Origin of the sequence: Marinicauda algicola (genome assembly GCF_017161425.1) — a bacterium.
Taxonomy (GTDB): Bacteria; Pseudomonadota; Alphaproteobacteria; order Caulobacterales; family Maricaulaceae; genus Marinicauda; species Marinicauda algicola.
The window spans coordinates 2,745,234-2,770,474 of record NZ_CP071057.1 but is presented as its reverse complement, the minus strand read 5'-3'; the positions used below and the strand labels follow the sequence as shown (position 1 = coordinate 2,770,474).

At 62.0% G+C, this 25,241-nt stretch carries 20 protein-coding genes and 3 pseudogenes; 17 read left to right on the top strand and 6 right to left on the bottom strand.

All coding sequences use genetic code 11. The annotated features are described in order from the left end of the window. Positions 1-14: 14 nt before the first annotated feature. The 11 genes and pseudogenes from JW792_RS13795 to JW792_RS13745 all read left to right on the top strand — a co-directional run bounded on the left by JW792_RS13795 (position 15) and on the right by JW792_RS13745 (position 16,803). Positions 15-1,363 (top strand): IS3 family transposase gene (locus JW792_RS13795; RefSeq protein WP_206340810.1). Its coding sequence is split into 2 segments (ribosomal slippage): positions 15-348 and positions 348-1,363, totalling 1,350 coding nucleotides; the frame shifts between segments, so codons are not numbered across the junction. Positions 1,364-1,422: 59 nt separating this feature from the next. Then, positions 1,423-2,514, top strand: a pseudogene (locus JW792_RS13790) (restriction endonuclease); the annotation flags it as partial. Between the two features lie 2 nt (positions 2,515-2,516). Beyond that, positions 2,517-4,436, top strand: coding sequence for a GmrSD restriction endonuclease domain-containing protein (locus tag JW792_RS13785; RefSeq protein ID WP_135995290.1), 1,920 nt, complete (start codon positions 2,517-2,519; stop codon positions 4,434-4,436). Then, positions 4,436-7,336 (top strand): site-specific DNA-methyltransferase, encoded by a 2,901-nt coding sequence (locus JW792_RS13780; RefSeq protein ID WP_192900965.1) that lies wholly within the window; start codon positions 4,436-4,438, stop codon positions 7,334-7,336. Before JW792_RS13785 ends, JW792_RS13780 begins: the two co-directional genes overlap by 1 nt. A gap of 40 nt (positions 7,337-7,376) precedes the next feature. Beyond that, positions 7,377-7,823 carry a hypothetical protein gene (locus tag JW792_RS13775; protein ID WP_135995291.1) on the top strand — a complete coding sequence of 149 codons (447 nt, stop codon included), beginning with the start codon at positions 7,377-7,379 and terminating at the stop codon, positions 7,821-7,823. Between the two features lie 2 nt (positions 7,824-7,825). Further along, complete coding sequence (locus JW792_RS13770) at positions 7,826-9,910, top strand: 3'-5' exonuclease (protein WP_135995292.1); 2,085 nt, start codon at positions 7,826-7,828, stop codon at positions 9,908-9,910. Positions 9,911-9,935: 25 nt separating this feature from the next. Beyond that, positions 9,936-10,955, top strand: coding sequence for a DUF4236 domain-containing protein (locus tag JW792_RS13765; RefSeq protein ID WP_135995293.1), 1,020 nt, complete (start codon positions 9,936-9,938; stop codon positions 10,953-10,955). Positions 10,956-11,371: 416 nt separating this feature from the next. Then, positions 11,372-11,653 (top strand): annotated as a pseudogene (locus JW792_RS13760) (GMC oxidoreductase); the annotation flags it as partial. A 110-nt stretch (positions 11,654-11,763) separates the two neighbouring features. Further along, positions 11,764-13,401, top strand: a complete 1,638-nt coding sequence (locus JW792_RS13755; protein ID WP_135995294.1) for a long-chain fatty acid--CoA ligase — start codon at positions 11,764-11,766, stop codon at positions 13,399-13,401. 61 nt (positions 13,402-13,462) lie between these two features. Beyond that, positions 13,463-14,137 carry an OmpW/AlkL family protein gene (locus tag JW792_RS13750; RefSeq protein WP_135995295.1) on the top strand — a complete coding sequence of 225 codons (675 nt, stop codon included), beginning with the start codon at positions 13,463-13,465 and terminating at the stop codon, positions 14,135-14,137. Positions 14,138-14,193: 56 nt separating this feature from the next. Next, a complete protein-coding gene (locus JW792_RS13745; protein ID WP_135995296.1) occupies positions 14,194-16,803 on the top strand; it encodes a helix-turn-helix transcriptional regulator in 2,610 nt (869 codons plus the stop codon). On the opposite strand, the pseudogene JW792_RS13740 reads toward JW792_RS13745, so the two are convergent. From JW792_RS13740 to JW792_RS13730, 3 genes and pseudogenes are all read right to left on the bottom strand, one after another. Continuing rightward, positions 16,801-16,989 (bottom strand): annotated as a pseudogene (locus JW792_RS13740) (IS110 family transposase); the annotation flags it as partial. The gene JW792_RS13745 and the pseudogene JW792_RS13740 sit on opposite strands and share 3 nt — an antisense overlap. A gap of 72 nt (positions 16,990-17,061) precedes the next feature. Continuing rightward, positions 17,062-17,343, bottom strand: a complete 282-nt coding sequence (locus JW792_RS13735) for a transcriptional regulator (protein ID WP_135995899.1) — start codon at positions 17,341-17,343, stop codon at positions 17,062-17,064. Between the two features lie 58 nt (positions 17,344-17,401). Further along, complete coding sequence (locus JW792_RS13730; RefSeq protein WP_206340807.1) at positions 17,402-17,542, bottom strand: hypothetical protein; 141 nt, start codon at positions 17,540-17,542, stop codon at positions 17,402-17,404. A 31-nt stretch (positions 17,543-17,573) separates the two neighbouring features. Between JW792_RS13730 and JW792_RS13725 the strand changes: the two genes are divergently transcribed. From JW792_RS13725 to JW792_RS13715, 3 genes are all read left to right on the top strand, one after another. Continuing rightward, positions 17,574-17,738, top strand: a complete 165-nt coding sequence (locus tag JW792_RS13725) for a hypothetical protein (RefSeq protein ID WP_206340806.1) — start codon at positions 17,574-17,576, stop codon at positions 17,736-17,738. A gap of 517 nt (positions 17,739-18,255) precedes the next feature. Then, positions 18,256-20,283 (top strand): ParB/RepB/Spo0J family partition protein, encoded by a 2,028-nt coding sequence (locus JW792_RS13720; RefSeq protein ID WP_135995297.1) that lies wholly within the window; start codon positions 18,256-18,258, stop codon positions 20,281-20,283. A 202-nt stretch (positions 20,284-20,485) separates the two neighbouring features. Continuing rightward, the gene (locus JW792_RS13715; protein WP_135995298.1) at positions 20,486-20,905 is read left to right on the top strand and encodes a hypothetical protein; all 420 of its coding nucleotides are present in this window, start codon (positions 20,486-20,488) and stop codon (positions 20,903-20,905) included. A gap of 28 nt (positions 20,906-20,933) precedes the next feature. Here the strand turns inward: JW792_RS13715 and JW792_RS13710 are convergent, their stop codons facing one another. Further along, the gene (locus JW792_RS13710; protein ID WP_135995299.1) at positions 20,934-21,329 is read right to left on the bottom strand and encodes a RidA family protein; all 396 of its coding nucleotides are present in this window, start codon (positions 21,327-21,329) and stop codon (positions 20,934-20,936) included. An 859-nt stretch (positions 21,330-22,188) separates the two neighbouring features. Between JW792_RS13710 and JW792_RS13705 the strand changes: the two genes are divergently transcribed. Then, entirely contained in the window at positions 22,189-22,503 is a 315-nt protein-coding gene (locus tag JW792_RS13705; RefSeq protein WP_135995300.1) for a DUF736 domain-containing protein, read from the top strand. A gap of 83 nt (positions 22,504-22,586) precedes the next feature. Here the strand turns inward: JW792_RS13705 and JW792_RS17090 are convergent, their stop codons facing one another. Next, positions 22,587-23,153 (bottom strand): TetR/AcrR family transcriptional regulator, encoded by a 567-nt coding sequence (locus JW792_RS17090; RefSeq protein ID WP_277419627.1) that lies wholly within the window; start codon positions 23,151-23,153, stop codon positions 22,587-22,589. An 84-nt stretch (positions 23,154-23,237) separates the two neighbouring features. Between JW792_RS17090 and JW792_RS13695 the strand changes: the two genes are divergently transcribed. Both JW792_RS13695 and JW792_RS13690 read left to right on the top strand, forming a co-directional pair. Continuing rightward, complete coding sequence (locus JW792_RS13695; RefSeq protein WP_135995302.1) at positions 23,238-23,480, top strand: tautomerase family protein; 243 nt, start codon at positions 23,238-23,240, stop codon at positions 23,478-23,480. Positions 23,481-23,485: 5 nt separating this feature from the next. After that, positions 23,486-24,514 (top strand): zinc-dependent alcohol dehydrogenase, encoded by a 1,029-nt coding sequence (locus JW792_RS13690; RefSeq protein ID WP_135995303.1) that lies wholly within the window; start codon positions 23,486-23,488, stop codon positions 24,512-24,514. Positions 24,515-24,648: 134 nt separating this feature from the next. Here JW792_RS13690 and JW792_RS13685 read toward each other — a convergent pair whose 3' ends face one another. Beyond that, a complete protein-coding gene (locus JW792_RS13685; RefSeq protein ID WP_135995304.1) occupies positions 24,649-25,239 on the bottom strand; it encodes a CGNR zinc finger domain-containing protein in 591 nt (196 codons plus the stop codon). Positions 25,240-25,241 lie beyond the last annotated feature (2 nt).

The window sequence follows — 25,241 nt, the reverse complement described above, 5'->3', positions numbered from 1 at the left end:
CCAAGGGGACGAAGATGAGACAGAAATCCGGGCCGGAGGGATCGGCCGAAAAACATGTGAAGGAAATCCGCCGCAAGACCCGGCGTAAATTCTCCGCCGAAGAGAAGATCCGCATCGTACTGGAAGGCCTGCGCGGCGAGTATTCGATTGCCGAACTGTGTCGGCGTGAGGGGATCGCTCAGGGGCTGTACTACACCTGGTCGAAGGAGTTTCTCGAAGCTGGCAAGAAGCGCTTGTCGGGCGACACGGAGCGGCAGGCGACATCCGGCGAGGTGAGTGGCCTGAAGCGTGAGATGCGCGATCTGAAGGAGGTCGTTGCCGACCTGACGCTGGAAAACCGCATCCTCAAAAAAAGCGTGATCGGGGATGGGGAGGATATCGAATGAGATACCCCGCGTCCGAGAAGCTGGAGATCATCCGGCTGGTGGAGCAATCGCATCAGCCCGTGAAAAGAACGCTGGAACAGATCGGCGTGTCACGTCCGACCTTCTATCGCTGGTATGACCTTTACCGGCGGTTCGGTGAAGCCGGGCTTGAGGATCGGCGCAGCGGCTCCGGCCGGGTCTGGAACCGCATCCCGAACGAGGTGCGTCAGCAGGTACTGGAAATGGCCCTGGATCAACCGGAACTATCTCCCCGGGAATTGGCGGTGACGTTCACCGATGAGAAGCACTACTTCGTCTCCGAGGCCAGTGTTTACAGGCTTTTGAGGGCGCACAACCTGATCACGAGCCCGGCTTTCATCGTGATGAAAGCGGCTGATGAGTTCAGGGAGAAGACCACCGGGCCGAACCAGCTCTGGCAGACCGACTTCACCTATCTGAAAGTGATCGGCTGGGGATGGTTCTATCTCTCCACCGTGCTTGACGACTTCTCCCGCTACATCATTGCCTGGAAGCTCTGTACCGGCATGGCGACGAGCGATGTGCAGGATACGCTGAACCTGGCGCTTGAGGCTTCCGGACTCGATGAAGTAAACGTGATCCATCGCCCAAGACTACTCTCAGACAACGGACCTTCCTACATCTCTGGCGATCTGGCTGAGTATCTTGCCGACAAGGGAATGAAGCATACGCGCGGCGCGCCGTATCATCCCCAGACGCAAGGAAAGATCGAGCGCTGGCATCAGACGCTGAAGAACCGCATCCTGTTGGAAAACTACTTCCTGCCCGGAGACCTTGAAGCGCAGATCGACGCGTTCGTTGGCTACTACAACCATCAGCGCTATCACGAGAGCCTGAACAATCTCACTCCGGCAGATGTCTATACGGGCCGCGGCCAGACCATCCTGCTCGAACGTGAGAAAATCAAAAGGAGGACGATGAAACTACGGCGCTTGCAGCACGCCCAATCCGCTGCTTAACTCAAACCAGATGCGCCAGACCCTCCTTAAGTCAGGCAGCCTGAAGTCTCAAATTACCTGACGACGGACAGTTCAACGTGGAGTATGCCGACGTGCTCGGCATTCCGTTCGACTTTGCTGCCAAACCGGTCGTCTCCCCACCCGCCAAACCGCGCGAGACGGTGCGGGTCCATGCCGTCAAACCGGACCGCGATGCGCTGGAGATCGTCTTTCCGCGCGTCGAGGGCTATCGCGTCGAACTGCCCGACGAGCGGCTGGAGGCGGCCTTCGGGCGGGATCACGTCCTCCATCTGACGCCGGAACTTGTCGGTCCATCTGTGACCAAGAACCAGGGCATCATCGGCGAGGGTGTCGATCTGACTGTCGCGCATCTGGAGGACATGCGGTCCTCGACCGTCCTGTTCCACCTCGCGCGACACCTTCTCTACAACAAGTACCGCGATCCGGGAGAGGAGCCGAAGCTCCATTTGTTCGGGCAGCTCAAGCGCATCACGCGCCAATGGCTCGAAGGCGGGTATCTCAAGTGCTCGGGCGGAACCTATCCCGCGCAGCTGATCTACAAGGAGATCGCCGACATGGCGGCCGAGCGGATCAAGGCCGCCATCACTGAAACGCTCGCCGGCGATCGGCCGGTCAAAGCGATCCTCGACGCCTACAACCCCACCGGCTCGACGGCCTTCGTCAACTTCACGACGTCGAAGGAAACACGCTGGCAGACCGACCCGCGCAAGTGCCACGTGAACTGGGTCGTTTGCGACAGCGATTGGGAAGCGGAGTTCTGCCGCGTGGCGGAGGCGCACCCCAAGGTTCGGGCCTACGTCAAGAACCAGAACCTCGGTCTCGAAGTGCCCTACCTGATGGGTTCGACGCCCCGAAAATACATCCCGGACTTCATCGTCCAGGTGGACGACGGCCATCCAGAACCGCTGAACCTCATCGTCGAGATCAAGGGCTTCCGCGGCGAGGACGCGAAGGAGAAGGCGAACACCATGCGCGCCTATTGGGTGCCGGGCGTCAACAACCTCGAACGTTACGGCCGCTGGGCCTTCGCCGAGTTCACGGCCGTCTACGAGATCGAGGCGGAGTTCAACAAACTGATCGCTGCGCAGTGTGAACACGCTGCCGCAGCCGTCGTCGATCACGAGGTGTGACCTTGGGGAAGCAGGCAGCATTCAAGACCAATCCGGTCAGCCTTGAAGAACTGCTCCGGCATTGCGGAAGCGGGAAGATCCAGCTTCCCGACTTTCAGCGCAGCTGGGTTTGGGATGAGGAGCGGATCAAGGGTCTGATCGCGTCGATCTCGCAAGCTTTTCCGGTCGGCGCCCTGATGACGCTCGAAGTGAAGCCGGGAGCTGCCGATACCTTCGCACGGCGCCCGATCCAGGGCGCCGATATTGTCGCGACCGCCGCCCCCGACCAGCTCCTCCTCGACGGCCAGCAGCGCATGACGTCGCTCTACCAGACCTGCCTGCGCCGCGAGGTGGTGCAGACGGTCACGCCGCGGCTCAAGCTCGTGAAGCGCTGGTTCTATATTGATATCCGCAAGGCCATGAACCCGTCCGAGGATCGCGAGAACGCCATCGTCTCGGTGCCGGAGGATCGGCGGGTCAAATCGGATTTCGACCGGAAGATCGAACTCGATCTCTCCACGCCCGAGCTCGAATACCAGAATCTCATGTTCCCGCTGAACCAGGTGTTCGACTGGGACGAATGGCAGGACGGGTTCAACGAATACTGGCTGGAGAAGGATCCCGAGACGCGCAGGCTCTTCAAGCCGTTCAAGGATGAAGTCCTCCAGAACTTCAAGGCTTACCAGCTGCCGGTCATCGCACTGGGCCCCGACACCTCGCACGAAGCGGTCTGCCTCGTCTTCGAAAAGGTGAACACCGGCGGCAAGCCGCTCGATGCCTTTGAGCTCGTCACCGCTATGTACGCCGCCCGCGGGCATCGCCTCCGCGACGACTGGCTCGGCGCCGATGGCCAGGCCGGGCTGCAGACGCGCCTGCAGCTCTACGGCCGCGCGGCCGAGCAGAAGTTCGGTGTTCTGGAGAAGGTCGCCGCGACGGATGTCCTGCAGGCGATTGCGCTCCTGCACGGCGTCGAGAAGCGCGCGGCCGAAATCGCCGCGGGCCGCAAGGAGTCCGAGCTCTCCGCCGTCCGGGCGACGCGCCAGTCGCTGCTGGACCTGCCGCTGGAGGCCTATCTGAAGCACCGTGGTGCGGTCGAGGAAGGGTTCAAGACGGCTGCCCGCTTCCTCCGCCAGAACCATATCTACCGCGTCATCGACTTGCCCTATCAGGGCCAGCTCGTCCCGTTCGCCGCGATTCTCGCGATCATCGGCCCGAAATTCGACCATGCCGCGGTTCGCGACCGGCTGGCGCGCTGGTTCTGGTGCGGCATCTTCGGCGAGCTATACGGCTCCGCCATCGAATCCCGCTTCGCGAAGGACGTGCTCGAAGTCCCCGCCTGGCTCGATGGCGGGCCCGAGCCCAGCACCATCACCGAAGGGCGCTTCCGCCCCGAACGGCTGCGCACGCTGCGCACCCGTCTCTCCGCCGCCTACAAGGGCATCCATGCCCTGCTGATGGCCGAGGGGGCGATCGATTTCCGTTCGGGCCAGCCCTACGGCCAGACGGTGTTCTTCGACGAGTATGTCGATATCCACCACATCTTTCCGCAGGACTGGTGCAAGAAGCAGAAGATCGAGCCGAAGGTCTTTGACACCGTCGTCAACAAGACCCCGCTCAGCTACAAGACCAACCGCATCCTCGGCGGGGTGGCGCCTTCGGAGTATCTCTCCCGGCTGGAGATGGGCGGCAAGGATACGCCGCCCATCGCGCCCGACGCGCTGGACGAGTATCTCGCCAGCCACGCGATGGACCCGGCCCTTCTCCGTGCCGACGAGTTCGAAGGGTTCATGGCAGATCGCGAGGCGCGGCTCCTCGCCATGATCGCCAAGGCGACCGGCCACCCGGTCATCAAGGCCGGCGTGGCGCCTGAGGAAGGCGAAGATATCCCCCAGGATGACGAGGGCTTCGATCTGCCCGACGCGCAAGCAGAGGAGGCCGCGTAATGGCGAAGAAACCGATCGAGGTCGAGGCGCTGAAGCACGACGCGGCGACGCGCAAGAACATCCCGACGGCCGAGTTTGAGAGCGTCATGCGCGAGGCGGACAAGACGCCGATCCAGCTCGCCTATGAGCGGCGCAACCGCGATCTCGATCCGCAGCTCGTCTGGCGCGGCAAGGACGAGCAGGACTGGTCGGACCTCATCGTCTCCGCCCCGCCACTCTACATCCAGGAGAAGGTGCACCCCAAGGTCATCATCGACGACCTGAAGCGGGAATCGAAGACGCGTGCCGACGAGGCCGCGCCGCCGATGGCCGACCTCTTCGCCGATTTCAACGGACTGCGGGATGCCGAGGCGGCGACCGAGTTCTATCAGCACGACCAGCACTGGTCGAACCGGATGATCTCGGGCGACTCGCTCTCGGTCATGGCGTCACTGGCCGAGCGCGAGGGGTTGCGCGGTCAGGTGCAGTGCATCTATTTTGACCCGCCCTATGGCATCAAGTTCAACTCGAACTTCCAGTGGTCCACCACGTCGCGCGACGTGAAAGACGGCGCCAAGGACCATGTGACGCGCGAGCCCGAACAGGTGCGCGCCTTCCGCGACACCTGGAAGGACGGCATCCACTCCTACCTGACGTATCTGCGCGACCGGCTGACCGTGGCGCGCGACCTCTTGCACGAGAGCGGCAGCATCTTTGTGCAGATCGGCGACGAGAACGTCCATCGCGTGCGTGCGCTGTTGGATGAGGTGTTTGGGGAAGACAATTTCGTTGGCGAAATCGTCTTCAAGAAAACGGGCGGCCAACGTACGAACCTAATGGCTGGCGTTTGTGACTACATCCTTTGGTTCGCCAAGCGCAAAGAAGCCGTCAAGTTCAGGCAATTACTGAACTCAAAGGTTTCAGAAAATGACGATGGCGAGGTCTTCACTGGATACAGCCGCGTTGACTTCGGCGATGGCACTGAAGGGCGGATCACGGACCCGCGATGGGCAGTCCAGAAAATCGGTCGTCCGTTTCAAGCGACAAGCCTGACATCACAGAATCCCGGATCAAGATTTGCATTCCCCATGGAAGGCCGCCTTTGGAATCCCAGCGGCACTCAGTGGTGGAAATCAGACCCGGATAGGTTCGCCCGCCTGCGGACTGCTGGCCGTATGGTTCCGAGCGGCAATACGCTTCGCTTCAAGCGATTTCTCGATGACTATGCTGCGTTCCCGATGACTTTGCTGTGGACTGACACAGCAGGCAGTGTCGGATCAGATAAAGTCTACGTCGTGCAAACCGGTACGACGATTGTCCAACGCTGCATCCTGATGACCACGGACCCCGGCGATCTGGTGCTTGATCCCACCTGCGGCTCGGGCACCACCGCTTATGTGGCCGAGCAGTGGGGGCGGCGCTGGATCACCATCGACACCAGCCGCGTCGCCATCGCGCTCGCCCGCTCGCGCCTGATGGGCGCGCGGTATCCCTATTATCTGCTGGCCGACAGCCCCGAGGGCCAGGCCAAGGAAGGCGAGGTCACGCGCACGGTCCCGAAGACGACACCCACCCGCGGCGATATCCGCATGGGCTTCGTCTATGAGCGCGTGCCGCACATCACGCTGAAGTCGATCGCCAACAACGCCGAGATCGACGTCATCTGGGAGCGGATGCAGCCTGCCGTCGAGGAGGCGCGGGCTGCCCTCAACGCCGCCCTGAAAGGACACCCGGAGCCCTTCAAGGTCGAGACCGGCGGCCGCGCCGGCAAGACGATCGACTTCCGGAAGGAGGGCGACGTGACGCTGCCCTCCGGCGAGCCCGCCCCCGCCGGCGGCTTCATGGAGTGGGAGATTCCGCGCGAGGCCCCGAAGGGCTGGCCCGAACCCGCCAAGGCCGCGCTCGCCCGCTTCTGGGAGGCGCGCATCGCGCGGCAGAAGGAGATCGACGCCTCCATCGCCGCCAAGGCCGAGTTCGAATATCTCTATGACAAGCCTTATCCGGACAATTCAAAGGTTCGCGTCGCCGGCCCCTTCACGGTCGAAAGCCTCTCGCCCCACCGCACGCTGGCGGTGGACTGGAATGACGAGCTGATCGATGTGCTGGAGGCCGCCGAGGGCAAGCGTAAGGCGGCGGATCGCGACGAGAGCGTGACCGACTTCGCGCACATGATCCTGGAGAACCTGAAGACCGCCGGCGTCCAGCAGGCGCACAAGGAAGATCGGATCACCTTCACCAGCCTGACCGGCTGGCCCGGCCGCTTCATCTGCGCCGAGGGCGCCTTCATGGAGGGCGATCGCCAGAAGCGCGCCGGCATCTTCATCGGTCCCGAATTCGGTACCGTCAGCCGCCCCGATCTGGTAGCTGCGGCCCGCGAGGCGGGCGATGCCGGATTTGATGTTCTGATCGCCTGCGCCTTCAACTATGACGCTCATTCGGCTGAGTTCGACAAGCTCGGCCGCGTACCGGTGCTCAAGGCCCGCATGAACCCCGACCTGCACATGGGCGGGGACCTGAAATCGACCAGCGCCGGTAACCTCTTCGTCATCTTCGGCGAGCCCGACATCAAGATCGAGGATGCGGGCGACGGCATGATCCGGGTGAAGGTGTTCGGCGTCGACGTCTTCAAGCCGCAGACTGGCGAAGTCGTCTCCGAAGGCACCGACGGTATCGCGCTTTGGATGCTCGACACCGACTACAACGAGGAAAGCTTCTTCGTCCGCCACGCCTATTTCCTCGGCGCGAACGATCCCTACAAGGCGCTGAAGACGACGCTGAAGGCCGAGATTGACCAGGAGGCCTGGGAAAGCCTGCACAGCGACACGTCGCGCCCCTTCCCGAAGCCAGCGTCGGGGCGGATCGCGGTGAAGGTCATCAATCACCTCGGCGACGAGGTGATGAAAGTGTTCTCGGTAGGGTGAGCGCCTTGAAGCCCAACAGGTCGGTCGGGGGATGAGCACGATGGGAGCGAAGGCGCCGGATCTCTCGGAGGAATGGGATCAGCAAAAGCTGCGGAACTGGATGGCGAATGCCCGCCGGCTGGGGCGGGACGATGTCTATCAGGCCGCCTTCCGTCAGCTATGTCGCATCGAAGGCCGCGACATTGACGACCCGCTCGCAGCCGATTTCGCCGCTGTCATGCGAGCGCTAGAAGAAGCGCTGAGCGAGCAGAACGGCAGAACCACTCGATTGTCACGCACCAGGCAGAAGCTCGCCCGCGCCGGTGTCCGCAAGACCCTTGCCGATCTCGCACTCAAGCCGAAACCGTCAGAGGGATTCCTGAAGCTGATGGAGTTCGGAATGGCCGACATGTCGGCAGAATCGCTGATCCTGAAATATCGGCAGGAGTTCGAGCCCGAGGTCGTAGCCGCGGCTGAACGGCGGCTGGCGGAGTATGGGGTGGATTAAGCATGGAATTCCGGATTGCGGACACGTTCACCGACAGCCTGTCCAGGCTGACCGCGCAGGAACAGAAGGCAGTGAAGACGACCGCCTTCGACCTGCAACTCGATGCCTCCGCGCCGGGCCTTTCCTTCCACAAGCTGGACCGCGCCAAGGACCCGAATTTCTGGTCGGTGCGAGTGAACGCCGACATCCGGCTGATCGTCCACCGCACGCAGTCGAGCCTGCTGCTCGTCTATGTCGATCACCACGACGACGCCTACAAATGGGCCGAACGGCGCAAGATCGAGCGGCATCCGACAACAGGCGCCATGCAGCTCGTCGAGGTGCGCGAGCGCGTCGAAGAGGTGGAGATCTTCAAGCCGAAGGAGGTCGCGGAGCCGGTTGCCCCCGCGCCGGCTGCGAGGCCGAAACTCTTCGACAATCTGCGCAAATTCGAGCTGATGGGTTTCGGGGTACCCGAGGAGTGGGTGGAGGACGTTCGCCGGGCGACCGAGGACACCCTGTTCGACATCATCTCCCATCTGCCGCAGGAGGCGCAGGAGGCGCTCCTGAAGCTGGCGGTGGGTGAGAAGCCGGAGCCGCCCGTGACGGCACCCGTGGAGGCCGATCCGTTCGCCCATCCCGATGCGCAGCGGCGTTTCCGGGTCCTGACCAACATCGAGGAACTGCAGCGCGCGCTCGACTATCCTTGGGAGAAATGGGCGGTCTTCCTCCATCCCGACCAGTTGCAATATGTGGAGCGCAGCTATTCGGGGCCGGCCAGGATTTCGGGGTCCGCGGGCACGGGCAAGACGGTGGTGGCTCTGCATCGCGCAGTGCATCTGGCGCGCAACGAACCACAGGCGCGCATTCTGCTGACGACCTTCTCCAAGGCGCTCGCCAATGCGCTGAAGGTGAAGCTGCAGCATCTGGCCGGAAACGAACCGGCCGTTTTGGCGCGGATCACCGTGCAGTCCATCACGGGCGTCGCCTATGATCTCTATTCCAGTCTTTTCGGGCAGCCGAACATCGCCTCGCCGTCCCTCGTTCACACTCTGCTCACCAAGGCTGCGGGACGGGACGATGGCCAGAAGTTCTCCATGCCCTTCCTCGCCGGGGAATGGTCGGAGGTCGTCGACGCCTGGCAGATCGAGAACTGGGAGGGGTACCGGGACGTCTCGCGCCTTGGCCGCAAGACACGGATCGGCGGCAAGCAGCGGGAATCCCTCTGGTCGATCTTCGAGCAGTTGCGCGCCGGTCTCGCCGAGCGCAAGGCGGTGACATGGTCCGGCGTGTTCGGCCGCCTCGCGGCGCATTATGGCGCGACGGAGAAGCGGCCATTCGATTTCGCGGTCGTCGACGAGGCGCAGGATATCAGCGTGGCCGAGGCCCGCTTCCTGGCCGCACTGGTTTCGCACAGGCCGGACGGGCTCTTCTTCGCCGGCGATCTCGGGCAGCGCATCTTCCAGCAGCCCTTCTCGTGGAAATCGCTCGGCATCGACGTTCGCGGACGCTCCCACACATTGAGGATCAACTATCGCACTTCCCACCAGATCCGCGCCCAGGCGGATCGGCTGCTGCCGCCGAACATCTCCGACGTCGACGGCAATGCCGAGAGCCGTCGTGGCACGATCTCGGTGTTCAACGGACCGGCGCCCGAGATCTGCACCTTCGATACGGCCACGGAAGAGAGCGAAGCCGTCGGGCAGTGGCTCGCCGATCGCCTGAAAGAGGGTTGCCAGCCGCATGAGGTCGGCCTGTTCGTTCGAACCGGCGAGCAACTGAAACGCGCGCGGGCCGCGATCAAGATCGCTGGCGCGTCGGGTGTCGAGCTGAGCGACAAGGTAGAGGCGGAAGCAGGCAACGTCGCGATCAGCACTATGCACCTCGCCAAGGGCCTCGAATTCCGCGCCGTCGCCGTGATGGCGTGCGACGACGAGGTGCTGCCCTTGCAGGAACGGATCGAGACCGTTGCCGATGAGTCTGATCTGGAGGAGGTCTACAACACCGAACGCCATCTGCTTTATGTCGCCTGCACCCGCGCCCGCGACCGGCTCCTGATCACCGGCGTCGATCCGGCCTCCGAGTTCCTCGACGATCTGGCGCGATAGGCGAGAGGGCGCGGGAGGCAAGCCTATGGCATTCCGTTTTTGGCGCCGCATCCGACTTGCGCCCGGGGTCACGCTGAACCTCTCGAAATCGGCGGCTTCGCTATCCTTCGGGCCGCGCGGGGCCAAGTACACGATAAGCCCCCGCGGAAACCGCGCGACGGCAGGCATTCCTGGCACCGGCCTCTTCTACACGATGCGCGATCCAGGGGCCGGACGCGGGCAAGAGCGCGGTGCATCCGCACCAATGGTGCGCGCGAGAGATCGTCTGACGCTCGGATTTTTCCAGCGCCTGATCACACCCGCGGCGGAGCGGGCCTTCGTCGATGGGCTAAAGGCGCTGAATGAGGGCGATGACAGCGAGGCGCTTGTCCTGCTCGACCGTTCGGCTTCTTTGGCCGACGCCGCATGGCTTGCCGGGATGCTTCACCTGAAGAGTGAGAACTTCGAACAGGCGGAGCGTTGCCTGCTCGATGCCTTGGAACGGAGACACGAACTCGATTCGCTGTTCAGCAAGTACGGAGTCAACGCGACCATCAGCCTGCCGATCACTCCCGAAATATCGGCGCATGTGCGGCCTCGCGAACGGGGGACACTTCTGGCCCTGGTCGAGGTCTACCAGTTGCAGGGACGTTCGGGCGACGCATTGATCCGTCTGGATCAGCTGCTCGATCTGGACAAGTCGGATCCCGTCGTCCTGCTCTCCTTCGCTGAACTTGCGCTCGATCATCCGAACCCCGAGCACTTGCGACGCATCGCAGAGCTGAGCGCGTCTGTCGAAAACGAGACTCCGGTCCATACGGCGTTGCTGCTCTATCGGGCCCGCGCGCTGGTCAGCTTGGGCTTGCCCGATGCGGCGATCGACGTTCTCACGTTGGCGCTCCGGCGGCGCAAGGACCGCCCGGACGAGCTGCTGCGGCAGGTCCGATATGAGCGTGCGTTGCTCTACGATGGCCAGCGCCGCCAAGCACAGGCCCGACGCGAGTTCGAGCGCATTTATGCCGAGGATCCGAGGTTTGAGGATGTCGCCGAACGGCTCGAGCTTTGATGTCCGATTTCGGCGCCGATCGCTTGCCGACGAGGATATCAATCGCCGCGACGGGACGTAGGCATTTTCACGTTTTATTTCAATGACATAGAATTCCGTACTGGCGTCGGTTCAGTCCAGAGGTCGAGAGAAAAAGGGCGGAGAGAGAACGCTCGGAGCCGAGTGTGCCGACGTCGCAGTCCAGAGGTTCGCGCCCGAACCGCGCGGTTCCTTGGCATTTCAGCCGCGCGTCCGCACGCGGAGAACGTTCGAATGGCTAGAAATGGCGGGCCACGAGCGATGAAGATGAGAACTACACCTACACGATAGCCCTCTAAAAACCTCTTGGATCATGTTTCTGGTACATAGCGTCCCACCAGGAGCGAACGAACTGCTGGCGTCGCGCAGACCGGCTGTGAAACCAACGCGCAACCGCCCAAACCGATTTCTGCGACGAGATCGCGGCATTTATTCGGGACAATGCCGAGACGATCTATCACCCGGTAGGCACTTGCCGCATGGGTCGCGACCAGGGTTCGGTGGTTGATCCGGAGTTGAAGGTGCGCGGAGTGGTTGGCCTGCGGGTCGTCGATGCCTCAGTCATGCCGAGCCTCGTGGCAGGCAACACCAACGCCCCGACCATTATGATTGCTGAAAACGCGGCGGACATCATCCTGGGCAAAGTCCGCATTCAGCGGGAAGCGGTGGCCGCGAAGTGATCGGGCCTAGGGAGGAAAAATGAGAACGGGTGCGCGGATTGTTGGGAGAGCCCAAACAAGTACTAGATCGTTCGTCGAGCCGCTCTGCTGCGGAAGTAGGGATCTCTAGCATGCTCGGACAGATGATGCATATGCCGCTGACGATCAATTCGCTGATCGACCACGGCGCGCGCTATCACGGCGAAACCGAGGTCGTGTCCGTTGAGACGGACGGGACAACGCGACGAACGAACTGGCGAGAGATTTGCGTCCGGTCCCGTCGGCTTTCGTCTGCGCTACGCATGTTAAAGCTAGCAAGAGGAGACCGTTGCGCCACCCTCGCATGGAACAATGCCCGGCACCTGGAATGTTATTTCGGTATCTCCTGCAGCGGAATGATTTGTCACACCATTAACCCGAGGCTACCCCCTGAACAGTTGGTCTACGTCATCAATCACGCGCAAGATCAAATCATCTTCTTCGACAAGACGTTTCTGCCACTCATAGTCCGCCTGAAGGATCAACTCAGCACGGTGCGCCACCTGGTACTGATGTCGGGTTGGGATGAGGAGGCCGAAAAGCTGCCGGGGCTTCTATTCTATGAAGACGTTCTCGCGACCGGCGACCCGGAAGCGAATTGGGTCGATTTGGAAGAAAACGACGCCTCTGGACTCTGCTACACTTCTGGAACGACAGGCAACCCCAAGGGTGTTCTCTACTCCCACCGTTCGACGGTCCTGCATTCGCTCGGAGCTGCCCTGCCCGATACCTTGAACATCTCTGCGCGTGAGGTGATCATGCCAGTCGTTCCGATGTTTCATGTCAATGCGTGGGGCGTTCCCTACGCTGCGGCCATGGTCGGTGCGAAGCTGGTACTGCCGGGACCGGCGCTGGACGGAGAAAGTCTGGTCCATCTCGTCGATCGCGAGCGCGTGACCTTGGCTTTGGGCGTGCCGACGATCTGGCAGGGCCTGCTCGCGGCGCTGGAAAAGTTGGACTCCAAGGCGGCGTCTCTTCGTCGAACCGTGGTCGGCGGATCAGCGTGTCCGCCATCAATGATCGCCGAGTTTCGAGACAAGTATGGAGTTGAGGTTGTTCATGCTTGGGGCATGACGGAAACATCGCCGCTGGGCACCGCCAACGCGCTGCTGGATCGTCACACCACTCTCTCCGACGAGGATCAAGCGAAGATTCGCGAGAGTCAGGGGCGCCCGCCTTACGGCGTGGAGTTGAAGATCGTCGATGACGACGGACTCCGTCTGCCTGAGGACGGCAAGGCGCATGGCAAGCTTCGCGTCCGCGGCCATTGGGTGGTGGCCGATTACTTTGGTCATGAACCAGGACAGACATTGGACGAGGATGGCTGGTTCGAAACTGGCGACGTGGCTTCAATCAACGGCGATGGCTTCATGACCATTCGCGACCGCGCCAAGGACATCATCAAATCGGGCGGCGAATGGATATCCTCTGTGGAACTGGAAGGCATTGCCTTGAAACATCCCGCGATCGCAGATGCCGCTGTTATAGCCGCTCGGCATGACCGATGGGACGAACGTCCGATTCTTGTCGCTGTGAGAAAGGTTGGCGCTGAGCTCACCGAGCACGAAATACTTGCTCATTTTAGCGGCAAGGTCGCCAAATGGCAGATCCCTGACAGGGCGATCTTCGTCGCAACGTTGCCGCGCAACGCAACCGGAAAACTGATGAAGACGACCCTCCGTCAAGAGCACGGAGACATACTGGTCGTAGGGGCGGATGAACACGGTTGATATGAGCGGCCAGCGTAACAGAAAACTGAGGCAGAGGAAATTTCCAGAGGGAGGAATAAAGATGAAACACCTTGTCGCAACGTCAAAATGCTGCCTAACAACAACGGTGCTATTGATATGTTCAGCAACGGCGGCAAGCGCGCAGTCTGAGCCGCTTTACTCAAAAGGCGACTGGGTAGTCGGGGTTAACGCGGCCAGGGTTCTAACGGAGGAGAAATTAGACTCCGTGTCTGCGGCCGGCGCTCCTGTGCCGGGCGCTGCGCTATCGATTAACGATGATACAACCCTATCTTTTGACGTATCATATTTTGTGAGCCCGAGATTCGCGTTGAATTTCTTCGGCGGCGTTCCAGCCAGCGCTGACCTTCAAGGAGACGGCACGCTGGCCGGGCTCGAATTGGGCGTGACAGATTATGGCCCCGCGATCCTGTCGCTACAATATCATCTGCCCGTGACCGAGCGTGCTGACGTCTATGCCGGCGCGGGCGTTGGCCGGTTGCTTTTTCTGAACGAGCGGGATGGTGCGGTCACGAATTTCGATGTGAAAGACGCTTGGGCGCCGGCCTTTCAGGCGGGCTTACGATACCGCGTCTCAGGCAACTGGTTGGCCAATTTCGATGTTCGCTATGTTCCGTTCGATGCAGAAATTTCTGGCGCCCTTGGCCCCGCTCCTGTGGAGGCTCAGGTTGAGGTCGATCCAGTGATTGTGAACGTGGGCGTTGCGTATCAATTCTGAGGGGTGTCGAGGACCAGAGGCAGGAAAGAGTAGGAACGACTGTCATCGAGCAAGCAATGGCTGGTGTGATCCACGATGTCGTCGATCAAGTGGCGACATTCTGCAGACTTATGGGGCGACGACGGGAAATGGCGGTTCGCGATCGCTTGCGCCGCCCTCGGCTGGGGCTTGCCGCAGATCCTCAGGCGAAGGCACTGGTCTACAAAGCCCCAATGGGTTACGGGAAATCCGTACAGATAGCCATGGCCGCTGAGGACGCGGAGGCTGCCCACAAAGCAGTTGCGTATGTCAGCGTGCGGAGGCTGCCACAGCAGGGCTTTTCTTCAACCAACTCGTTGGCGGCGGCGATTCTGTTTCAGATTGCGGGAGACGAGCAACTGCGGCGCGCGGCAGATTCTGGATCGATTCTTCCGATGTTGCGCGAGACGCTGTTGGCCCCGCCCCGCTCCACGGTCATCTGCCTCGATGATTTCGGGGATGATCCGGAGATGGGGGTTTTCGTCAAGGATCTCATTTGCGAAACGTCGGACCTAGTGAAATTCGTACTTGTCCCCTCTAACGGGGGTGGGTTGACGGATTTGGTTTTGCTGCCAAACGTCCGGACGTTCAGCGCACAAGATCTAGCCTTTAACGAGATAGAGGCGAGGGCGGCTGTACTGCCCCGCGCGCAGCTCATTGATATTGACTCCTATGTGTCCCTCACCGGAGGATGGCCTGCTCTTTGTGGCTTTATGCGCGAGACGGCGGTTCCCTCGCGACCCGCTTGGATGTGGCCCGAAACGCGGAACTATTTCCTTGAGGTTCTCCGCGCTCGGCTTTCTCACGACGAAAGAGCCTTCCTTCGCAATGCGTCAATGCTGGAATCGATCTCCGCCGAGAGCTATGATTATGTTTTCAAAACAAGCAACGCAGCGGGCGTGATCGCCCGACTCGAGTCCGTCCATGCCCTTCTGACGCCGGCTAAGGGCGATGATTCCTGCGGACAGAAAATACATCCGGTGTTGCGCGCCTTTCTGCGGGATGTATTCAGCAATGAGGAGGGCGATCGCCGATCATATGTGCTCAAGCGAGTCGCGTTCTGGCATTGGCGGCGGCGTGAGTTCGCACATGCGATCTCCGCCGCCCTAGAAGCGCACGACCATCGGTGGGCGCATAGCTTGAGCAAGGACATGGTTCTCGACCTTGCGTTAAGGCAAGGCGAGATTGATGCGCTGCACCGGTGGTTTGAGAAGGTCCCGGGTGCGGCAGTGCGGCGGCTGCCGGCTCTCAAGCTCGGCTATGCCTGGACCCAGTATTTTTGTCAGAATGCTGAGGAAGCGGAAACAGTATTGGAGCATGAACCCCAGGGGCTGAGAAAAGGACAGGCCGCAGAAGACGGGCTGGGGTGGAGCGAACTCGTACTTGCCATCGGCAAGGCCACGCACGACGAAATGGCGTTGAGCGAGGAGCTTTGTCTCCAGTGGATAGCGGCGTTTGGCCGCCAGAACGAAGTGGGCCTGGGCGCGGCGTTGACTTGTCTCGCCTTTATTGCGGCGAGCGACCGCAACTTCGAGAAGCTTGGCCGGCTGTCGCAAATGGCGGATGCGACAAACCGTTCGGTGCGACAGCACTATGCATCTGGCTGGCTCACGACAGCGCAAATTCAGGCGGCCATACTTCGAGGTGACATGACGAATGCGAGGGCGATCCTTGCTAAGGGGCGAGGCAGCTCAAACGCTTCCGCTTCACGCTCATTTTTCGCCGACGGACTCTTACGCGCGATGGAGTTTCAAATCCTTGCTGAAAGTGACCCGAACGAGCTTGGCGAGGGGGTGGCGCAGGCTGCGCTGGATTTCGCTCTCGATTACGGCGTCACGGATATTCTTTGGGGTGTCGTCGGCGCTTATAGCCTGAGGCTGTATCTCAAGGGGGAGGTCGCGGAAGCCCAAGCGGTCCTTCAGAAGTGTCGTGCGTTAGCCAGAGCGCGGGGGCTGCCACGCCTTCGCGTTCTAGCGGATTTGACGTTGGCGGACTTTGCCGTGTTCGACGGCGACGCAGGCACACAATTTGAATTCGACGAATTCGACAATCTACCATTCCTGCCGAATCAAACAAAGGCGATCCAAGCGCGGGTGGCGATGCTCCGCTCCATGTGCGAACTTCGTCACCGGCGATACGGGTTAGCCGAACGTTACGCCAAAATCTCGATGCACCGAGCTGCTTCCATCGGGGACGCCCAAGGTGAAATATCGGCTCAGTATTGTTTGGCTGCCGCGATGCATGCCATCGGGGCCAACTCTGCTAAGCGCACGCTCGTTGAAGCTGACCATACTGCTCGTTATTTGAGTCTACATACAACGCCGCGCTGGATGACAATTAGATTGTCTGCCCTCGACCCTTCTCTGGACGCCTTTTTTCGTAGAGAAGAGACAACGCTTCCCGCTCTCGGAAACGGGGAGCGCAAACCAAAGACAAAGACTGACACCAACATCAATACTTCTTTGTCGATGAAACAGATCGTGGTTCTGCAATGTCTTGGCGGAGGGATGTCGAACAGGGAGATCGCTGAGCGGTTGTGCGTCACCGAGGATGCGGTGAAATGGCACCTGAGACAGATATTCAAAGAGTTAGGCGCATCCAATAGGACCGAGGCCGTCATTGAGGCCCAATCACGTGGCCTCATTTGACAAGTAATTTTCACGAAGAGCAAGAAGCATCGTCCGTTGGCGGACCAGTAGATCGCGTGTCTTGTGCAACATCAGCGCAGCTTGTTGCCCCCGGGATTTTCCGACGCCGTAGCGTATCGTTGGGCGCGTCACCGCCTCGGCAATGGCCTCAGCGACCGCGGCGTCTGTCTTGCCGCGCTTCACATATGCGTTTGACCGGGCCCCAACTTGGCGTCCAGATGCAGGCTTAAATCATCGACAGTTCCGAAACGAGCCACATCATTCTCCTGTCGCCAGATCGGCGACCAGCGTGCGCAAAGCGCCAACGTGCCGTTTGAGCGCGCGCTTGCCGGTTGTTGTCAGCGACGCCCAGGTACGCTGCCGCCCACCGTCCGCTGCTTTGCGCAAGCGCACGTAGCCGGCTTCGCTTAGCGCAGCGAGATGTTTGGAGAGCACTGAGTCGCTGACCTTGGTCAGTTCGCGCAGTTTTGCGAACTCCATCTCACTCACCTTGGCGAGCAGCGCGGCGATCTGCAGCCGGCTCGGCGGATGCAGCACCATATCGATCCCGTCGACACTCAAAGCGTCTTATCCATCAGCTCGCGGCGATAGGCGCGGTTCAGGCATAGCTGGTCTCCAGCGCGACAACGAAGCCGACGACCGCGATCGCGAGCTTCACCCAAAGCGGCGCGACTTGAATGCGCGCGCCGACTTCGAACGCGCCGGCGCCCAGCATCTCGGCTAGGAGCGCAATGGACACGGGCAGCGTGCGGCCCTTGCGATAGCCATTGATGAAGAGCCATATCGGCAGCCAGCCAGACCGTCGCCGCCAAGGCGGCGGCGGGCAGCAAGATCTGCAGCGGCAGGCCGAAACCCTGGCTCAGCACGAGCATCGCCATGATGGCGGCGAAGGCGACATGACGCCAGACCGGATAGGACGTCGCCTTTTGCGCTAGTTCGCGCCGAACCGCATCGACACCGTCGAGCGCGGCACGGGCGTCTTCCGGTCTCAGCGGTTCGGGGTCCATATCTGCATCCTTCTGTCCGGCTATGAAATGGGCGTCTTCAAACCATCGCCCCGCGACGCCGACGAGGCAGCGCGATCACGGGACGCACAACAATCGCGATGCGCCTCCGTCACTTTCCAATGCGTCAAGGCATAGCATCGCTTTCCAATCTGGCAAGTCATAACTTTCCAAGTCGGAAAATGACTATCGCGATTTGCTTGGGGGCTCTGCCCCCTGGCGCGGGCAAGGGTGAAGCGCCGGCAGGCCGGCGCCGTCCGGGGCGGTCTCCCCGACCTTCCGCGCGGATACGTGTTTCAGCACCTCTGTAACGACGGAAATCCGCTTGTGCAGGCCGGGTGATCCCCCTCCGCCCCGGCCGCCCTTGCCCTTGCACCCCCCGGTCTCGCCGACGGGCAGGGTTGCAGCGCAGCGCTGCGCTCCAACCCAAGCCCATAGGAGAAAGACCATGACCACGAAAGCAAACACCGCTCCCGTCATCGAGAATGGCGCGACGGTTTTCATCCCGCTCAACAAGCTCAAGAAGCATCCGAAGAACGCTCGGAAGACGCCGCATAGCGAGGCGTCTATCGAGGCGAAAGCAGCGAGCATCGCCGCCAAGGGCATCCTGCAAAACCTCGTGGTGGAGCCGGAGCTTGATGGCGAAGGCGGGCCGACCGGCTTCTATCTCGTCAGTATCGGGGAAGGCCGCAGGCTGGCGCAGCTTCTCCGCGCGAAGCGGAAGGAGATCAAGAAGACCGAACCGATCCGCTGTGTCATCGACACGGAGAACGACCCCGCCGAGATCAGCCTTGACGAGAACGTCACCCGCGAGGACTTGCACCCCGCCGACCAGTTCGAGCGCTTCCGCGAGCTTGCGGAAGATCGCGGATGGGGAGCCGAGGAAATCGCGGCCCGCTTCGGCGTCACCGCGCATGTGGTGAAGCAGCGGCTTCGTCTCGGCGCTGTCAGCCCGAAGCTGATGCAGGTCTATCGCGACGGCGGCTTAACCCTCGACCAGTTGATGGCCTTCGCCATCACCGAAGATCACGCCCGGCAGGAGCAGGTCTATGAAAACCTCTCCTATAACAAAGAGCCGCGCATCATCCGCCACGATCTCATGAAGTCCAATGTGGCGGCGACGGATCGGCGCGCGATTTTCGTCGGCGCGGAAGCTTATGCGGAAGCTGGCGGCGTCATCGTCCGTGACCTGTTCACGGAGGATCGCGGCGGCTTCTATGAAGACGCCGCGCTGCTGGACCGGCTTGTCATCGACAAGCTGGAACGGATCGCCGCCGAGGTTCAGGCCGAGGGCTGGAAATGGGTTTCCGTCCATATCGACTATCCCCACGCGCACGGCCTGCGCCGCGCCTATCCGCAGTCGGTGGAGCTTTCCGAGGAAGACGCCGCTGCCTACGACGCCGCACAGGCGGAATATGACCGCCTGTCGTCGGAGTGTGAGAGCGCGGAGGAACTGCCCGACGATGTGGATCAGCGGTTCGGTGAGCTTGAAGCCGAAATCGAGCGCATCGACGCGCTGCGTCACGCCTACGATGCCGACGAGATCGGGCGCGGCGGAGCTTTCGTGGTCTTGAACCATGACGGGACCGCCCGCATCGAGCGCGGTTTCATCCGGGCGGAGGACGAAAAGCCGGAGCCGGAAGACGCCGCAACCGAAATCGACGGCGTTCGCGTCAACGACGACGGCGAGATTGTCGAGGATGGTGAGAGCGGCGACCATGCTTTCGTTCAGAACGCCGAGGACGAGGAAGCGGAGGAAGACGGCAAGCCGCTGTCAGACCTTCTCATTCGCGATCTGACCGCTCACCGGACGCTTGGCCTTCGCCTTGCGCTTGGCGAGCAACCGGACATGGCGTTGATCGCCGTCACCCATGCGCTGGCCGCGCAGACCTTCTATCGCGGCGTTGAAGCGACATGCCTCGAAATCCGACCCGCCAGCGCGCATCTTGGCGGGCATGCGGACGGCATCGAGGACACGGCGGCGGGCAAGGCGCTGGCGGATCGTCACGCCGGATGGGCGGCGGACATGCCGCGCGATGTGGCGGACCTGTGGGCCTTCATCGCCGGGCTGGATCAGGCGAGCATGATGGCACTGTTCGCGCATTGCGCCTCGCTGACCGTCAGTGCGGTAAAGCAGCCTTGGGAGCGCAAGCCCCGCGCGCATGAGACGGCGGACAGGCTGGCCACGGCGCTTGGCCTCGAAATGACGGCGCATTGGATACCGGACGCGCGGACCTATCTTGGCCGCGTGACCAAAGCGCACATTCTCGCCGCCGTGAGGGAAGCCGTCAGCGACGAGGCGGCGGATCGGATCGCAGCCATGAAGAAGCAGCCGATGGCGGAAGCCGCCGAGCAGCTTCTAGCCGGGACCGGATGGCTCCCGCCGCTCATGCGGACGCCCGAACCCGCATGGCTGACCGACATTCGCTCGGCTGAGGCGGAGGACGCCGACCGGCTCTCGGTCGCGGCGGAGTGAAAGGCGAGCCGGGACCGCTGAGGCGATCCCGGCCTGCCACCGGAAAAATCCGGCCGCGCGGCTCCACCGCGCGGCCGGATGACCTCGACTGTCCGAGAACCAATGCTGCGTTTCGGGTCGACAGACAGGCCAAGCATTGGCACCATGAGCAAGAGCAAAGCATGGGGGCGAAGGATCAGGAGCGGCGAGTAGGAGGACGATCATGGTCGTCATAATGTTTATGAGCGTCGCGCTCGTCGCGCTTCTCTGCGTCGTCGCCTACAAGCTCGCCGTCTATGCGCTCCCGTTTATGCTCGGGGTGACGGCGGCGCAGTTCGCCTATCAAACGGGCTCCGGCCTAATCGGCGCGGCGCTGGTCGGCTTGGTCGCCGCCGGTGTGGCGTTTGGGATTCTCGCGCTTCTGTTCGACACACTGCGTCAGCCGGTTCTTCGTCTGATCGTGGCGCTGATCTTTGCCGCTCCCGCCGCTGTTGCGGGCTACGCGCTCGTTCATGGCGTCTCGCGCGAGGCCGTTCCTTCGGAAATCTGGCGACAAATCTTCTGCATTATCGGCGGTGGATTTGTCGGCGTGTCCGCTCTTATTCGGTTGGCGGCTCCGGTCGGTGCGCAATCCGCCCGATAAATGGAGGTGAGCAGCCGTTGGGGCCTCTTTATTGATCGAGCATGACGCAGTCCGCTTCGATTTCAACCAACCAGTCGGGGTCAATGAAGCGCGAGACTTGTACGAAGGTGCAGGCGGGTCGTATTGTCCCAAACACCTCGCCGTGCGCACGCGCTGCCTCATGCCACCGCTCGATGTCGGTCAACATGATGCGAGCGCGAACTACTTGGGCCAGAGAGCTGCCAGCCTCCTCAATGGCGCGGCTTGCGATGTCCAAACACAGCTTGGTTTGCGCATAAACATCGCCGCTGTGGGCGGTACGACCATCCGCGCCGATCGGAGCAGTCCCTGCCACCGCGAGAAAGGAACCAACCCTCACCGCGCGGCTGAATCCAATTTCAGGCTCAAGCGGCGATCCCGAAGTAACCAGTTTTCGCTGTTTCATTGGCAAATCCTTCTTATGATATTGTGCAGACTGCGAGTTGGCATGTCCGCGCCTGCGATCCTAGATCCGGTTAGGTCGGCTTTCTATCCAACTTGACGCCGACCATGAGAAGTATTGCTTTGGCGTTGCCCTTCGGGCCGCGCTTTCGGCTGCGCCAGAACCACGCCATAGGCGCGTTTCCGCCATTCGGCTTCAATCGCTAACGCAAGAAACAGGCGGAGACGGCCAGCTCGCGAGACGCCCCGTCGTGTCGGCCTCCATAGAGATTCCGACCTCAAGCGCCGCGTCGAGATTATCAAGCAGCCCTGCTATCATCGGCCACGACCAGTCTGGCGATCGGAGCGGCGGGATCGTCGTCGTGACATAGCGGATCGCACCACATCCCTCATGTCGGCTTCATCGGCGGCGCAACGGTCGCGTTGGCGAAGATGCGAAGGATGGCCGGCACAATTTGTCGTCGACCGGAACGCTCAAGAGAGTCTTGTCATTGAGGTCGATGGCTTCAACGTGACCGTCACTGTTCTAGCATCGTTGGCTTGGCGCGGAGGCCGACCGGCGCCTGTCGTGTCCATATCGATTTCCATGCTGGCCGCCCATCCGCGTCCTCGATTGGCAGGGTCTGACCGAAGACCGGCGCCGCTGTACGTCGCCTCACTCGTCTTCCCGCAACGACCGCCGCCAGCTTTTTTCCGCCGCCCCAAAAGGACTTTGGGCCTTTGCATCGCGAAGCAAAAAAGCCGTCGCCAGCCGCCTTCCACGATGTTCCAGCCCTGACGGGTGCGGGGCCGATCGTCCCCGGTCGCACGACCCCCATCGAGGACGCGATGGGCGCGGCCCGATTGGAAAAAGGAACACCACAATGGCGACCATCGGCACCTTCACCAAGACCGAAGACGGCTTCACCGGCTCGGTCAAGACTCTCACCCTCAACGTCAAGACCGTGAAGTTCGTCCCGGCCGAGGGCGACAGCGAGCGCGGCCCCGACTTCCGCATCTTCGCCGGCGCCACCGAGTTCGGCGCAGCCTGGAAGAAGACCGCCCGCGAGACGCAGCGCGAATACCTCTCCGTCAAGCTGGACGATCCGAGCTTCGCCGCTCCGATCTACGCGAGCCTGGTCGCAGCCGAGGACGGCGAGAGCCACAACCTCATCTGGTCCCGCCGTAACGGCGACTGAGACCGGACCCGAAGAAGCCCCGCTCACCGAGCGGGGCTTCGCCATGCTCAGCGCCTCCGGCAGGCACTCTCTCGCCGAGTTTGCTAGATCCTCACCGTCGCGAAATGCCTCGCGACGGCGTCAAACGGCGCGACTGAGCGAAGCGTCCTCGCCAAGGTTCTCGCGCCCTCAAGCGCTGCGACAAGCGCCAATGCCCGGGAGCGCGCGACGCGGCGATCTTCTAGGGGGCCGATGGCCGCTGCAATGATCTCCATCCATTCGTCGAAGAGAGATGCGAGCGCATCGGCCATCTCCTCATCGCCGGGCGCAAGTTCTTGCGCAAGGGCCTGCGCCGCGCAGCCCATCGCCCAATCGGATGCCTTCATGTCCTCCGCCACTGCTTTGACAAGTGCGCGAACGAATCGATCTGGGTCTCCCGCCGTCTTCTGCGCCAGCATCCGAAATCCCGCCGACGTCTTTGCACGATACGCCGCGAGCACGTCGGCCGCCAGTTCGCGCTTGCCGCCCGGAAAGTGGAAATAGAACGAGCCCTTGGGCGCGCCGCTCTCCTCGATGATCTGGGTGAGGCCGGTGGCGGCGTATCCCTGGACGCGGAACAGCCGCTCCGCTGTCTCGATGGCTTTTTCGCGCGCATCCGTTGTTCTCGCCACCAGGCCATCCTTTCCCCGTGTCCAGCCTTGCCATTCTATGGAGATCGCCATACTATGGCAATCGCCATAGAAAAGGAGATCGCCATGCCTGTCGTGACCATTCAGACGCCTGCCGGCGCCCTCAGCGAAGTCCAGAAGGCCGCCCTAATCAGCAAGGTGACGGATGTCGTCGTCGAAGTGGAGGGCTTTCCCGCGTTGCGCCCCAGCGTGCATGTCCTGATCGAGGAGGTTCCTGCCGGCGGCTACGGCGTCGGCGGCCATGCGGTAGATGTCGAGAAGGCGAAGGCCGCGCTCGCCAAGGCGGCGGCCAAGACGGAGCCGGGCTGAGCCACATGCGCCAGCTTTGGTTTCTAGGAGCCGACGCTCTCGAATGGCGGGACGCGCCGGAGCCGCGCATCCTTCACCCCGAGGACGCCATCGTCCGTCCGATCGCGGCGACGACCTGCGACCTCGACGTGCGTATGATCCGCGGACCCTCGCCCTTCGACCGGCCCTGCGCCTTGGGTCACGAGGCGATCGCCGAGATTGTAGAGGCGGGACCGGGCGCCCGCTTCCACATCGGGCAGATCGTCGTGGTGAGTTGGCACATCTCCTGCGGCTATTGTCACCGATGCGGACGCGGCAAGCCGAACACCTGCGCGCATTACCCGAGGGGCGCAGCGTTCGGCTCTCCCGTGAGCGACACTTTCGGCTGTCTGTTCGCCGATCTCGTTCGTGTGCCGCATGCGAACGCCAGCCTCGTGCCGGTGCCGCCGGGCGCTGATTTCGTCCACTGGGCGTCGCTTTCTGACAACATTCCCTTCGGCTACGAAATGACCGTACCGCACCTCCAGATCACGCCCGGCGCCGACGTGCTCATCATGGGTGGCTGCGGATCGGTCGCTCTCTACGCCGTCGGATTCGCGCGGGCAGCCGGCGCCGGTCGGATCGACTATATCGACACCGACCGGCCACGGTTGGAGATCGCACAAAAGCTCGGCGCCAACTCGATCGAGCAGGCGCCGCCGCGACGCGCGGGCAGCTACGCAATCACCGTCGATGCGAGCATGGACGCCGACGCTTTGCGCTGCGCCATCCGTTCAACCGAACCGGAAGGCCAGTGCTCTTCCGTCGGATGCCATTTCGGCGATGTCGAGATGCCGATGATGGACATGTATATCCGCGGCATTCATTTCTATACCGGCCGCGGCCAGGGCCGACCCAATATCGAGAAGGCGATGGCGTATCTGGACGCCAAGCGCCTCGATGCGTCCCTGGTAACGAGCATGGTTGCACCCTTCGACGATGCGCCGGACGTGCTCGCAAGCGCGCCAATGAAGGCTGTCTTGATCCGCGAGCCGATCCATTCTTCGTATCGCTGATTCCCGGATGCATCGCTGTCTGACAGGCATCCGGCTACCCGCGAGCATCGCAATCAGAGCGACTAGGATGCTTCGGGTTTAAGCTCCCTAGCCGCCAACATCCCGATCCAGTTGGCGCCGCCTAGTCGACTACGCTACGGTTTCTCCCTGCGCTGACGGAAGGCGGCAACCTTGTGCCGATTCCCGCAAGCCGTCATGGAACACCAGCGGCGATCGCCGGAGCGAGATGTGTCGAGAAACAGGATGGCGCATCCGTCGCCCTCGCACTGACGAATCCGGTCGGCCATCTCACCGCCCAGCAAGCTGACCGCCTCGCGCGCCACAAGGGTCAGCAACGAAGCCGCATCGCCACGCAATCGCATTCGGCCGTCTGCCGCGATCTCAGGCGCCGCCGCGGGCAATCCTGCCGTATTGTTGAGAATCGTGCGGGCGCTTGCAGGCAGCGTCTGCTCAGCGAGCCGCCTCATCGCAAGCGTATAGACCGCTTCCCGTAGCTGTCGCGCGGCAGCCAAAAGGCGATCGTCCGGCGCGGTCGCCGCGCAGTCGAACCCGGCCGCCCGCAGCCAGCGCAAGACGTCCTCGGGCTGTGCGAGAAGATCGCGCTGCGTCTCCTTAAGACGGCCCGTCAGCGTGGCCGTGAGGTCGAGAGCAGCATGTCCGCCACGAAAGCGGAAGCCGTCGCGAACCTCCTCTGGGTCTGGAACCGAAGCTGTCACTGGAAGCATGT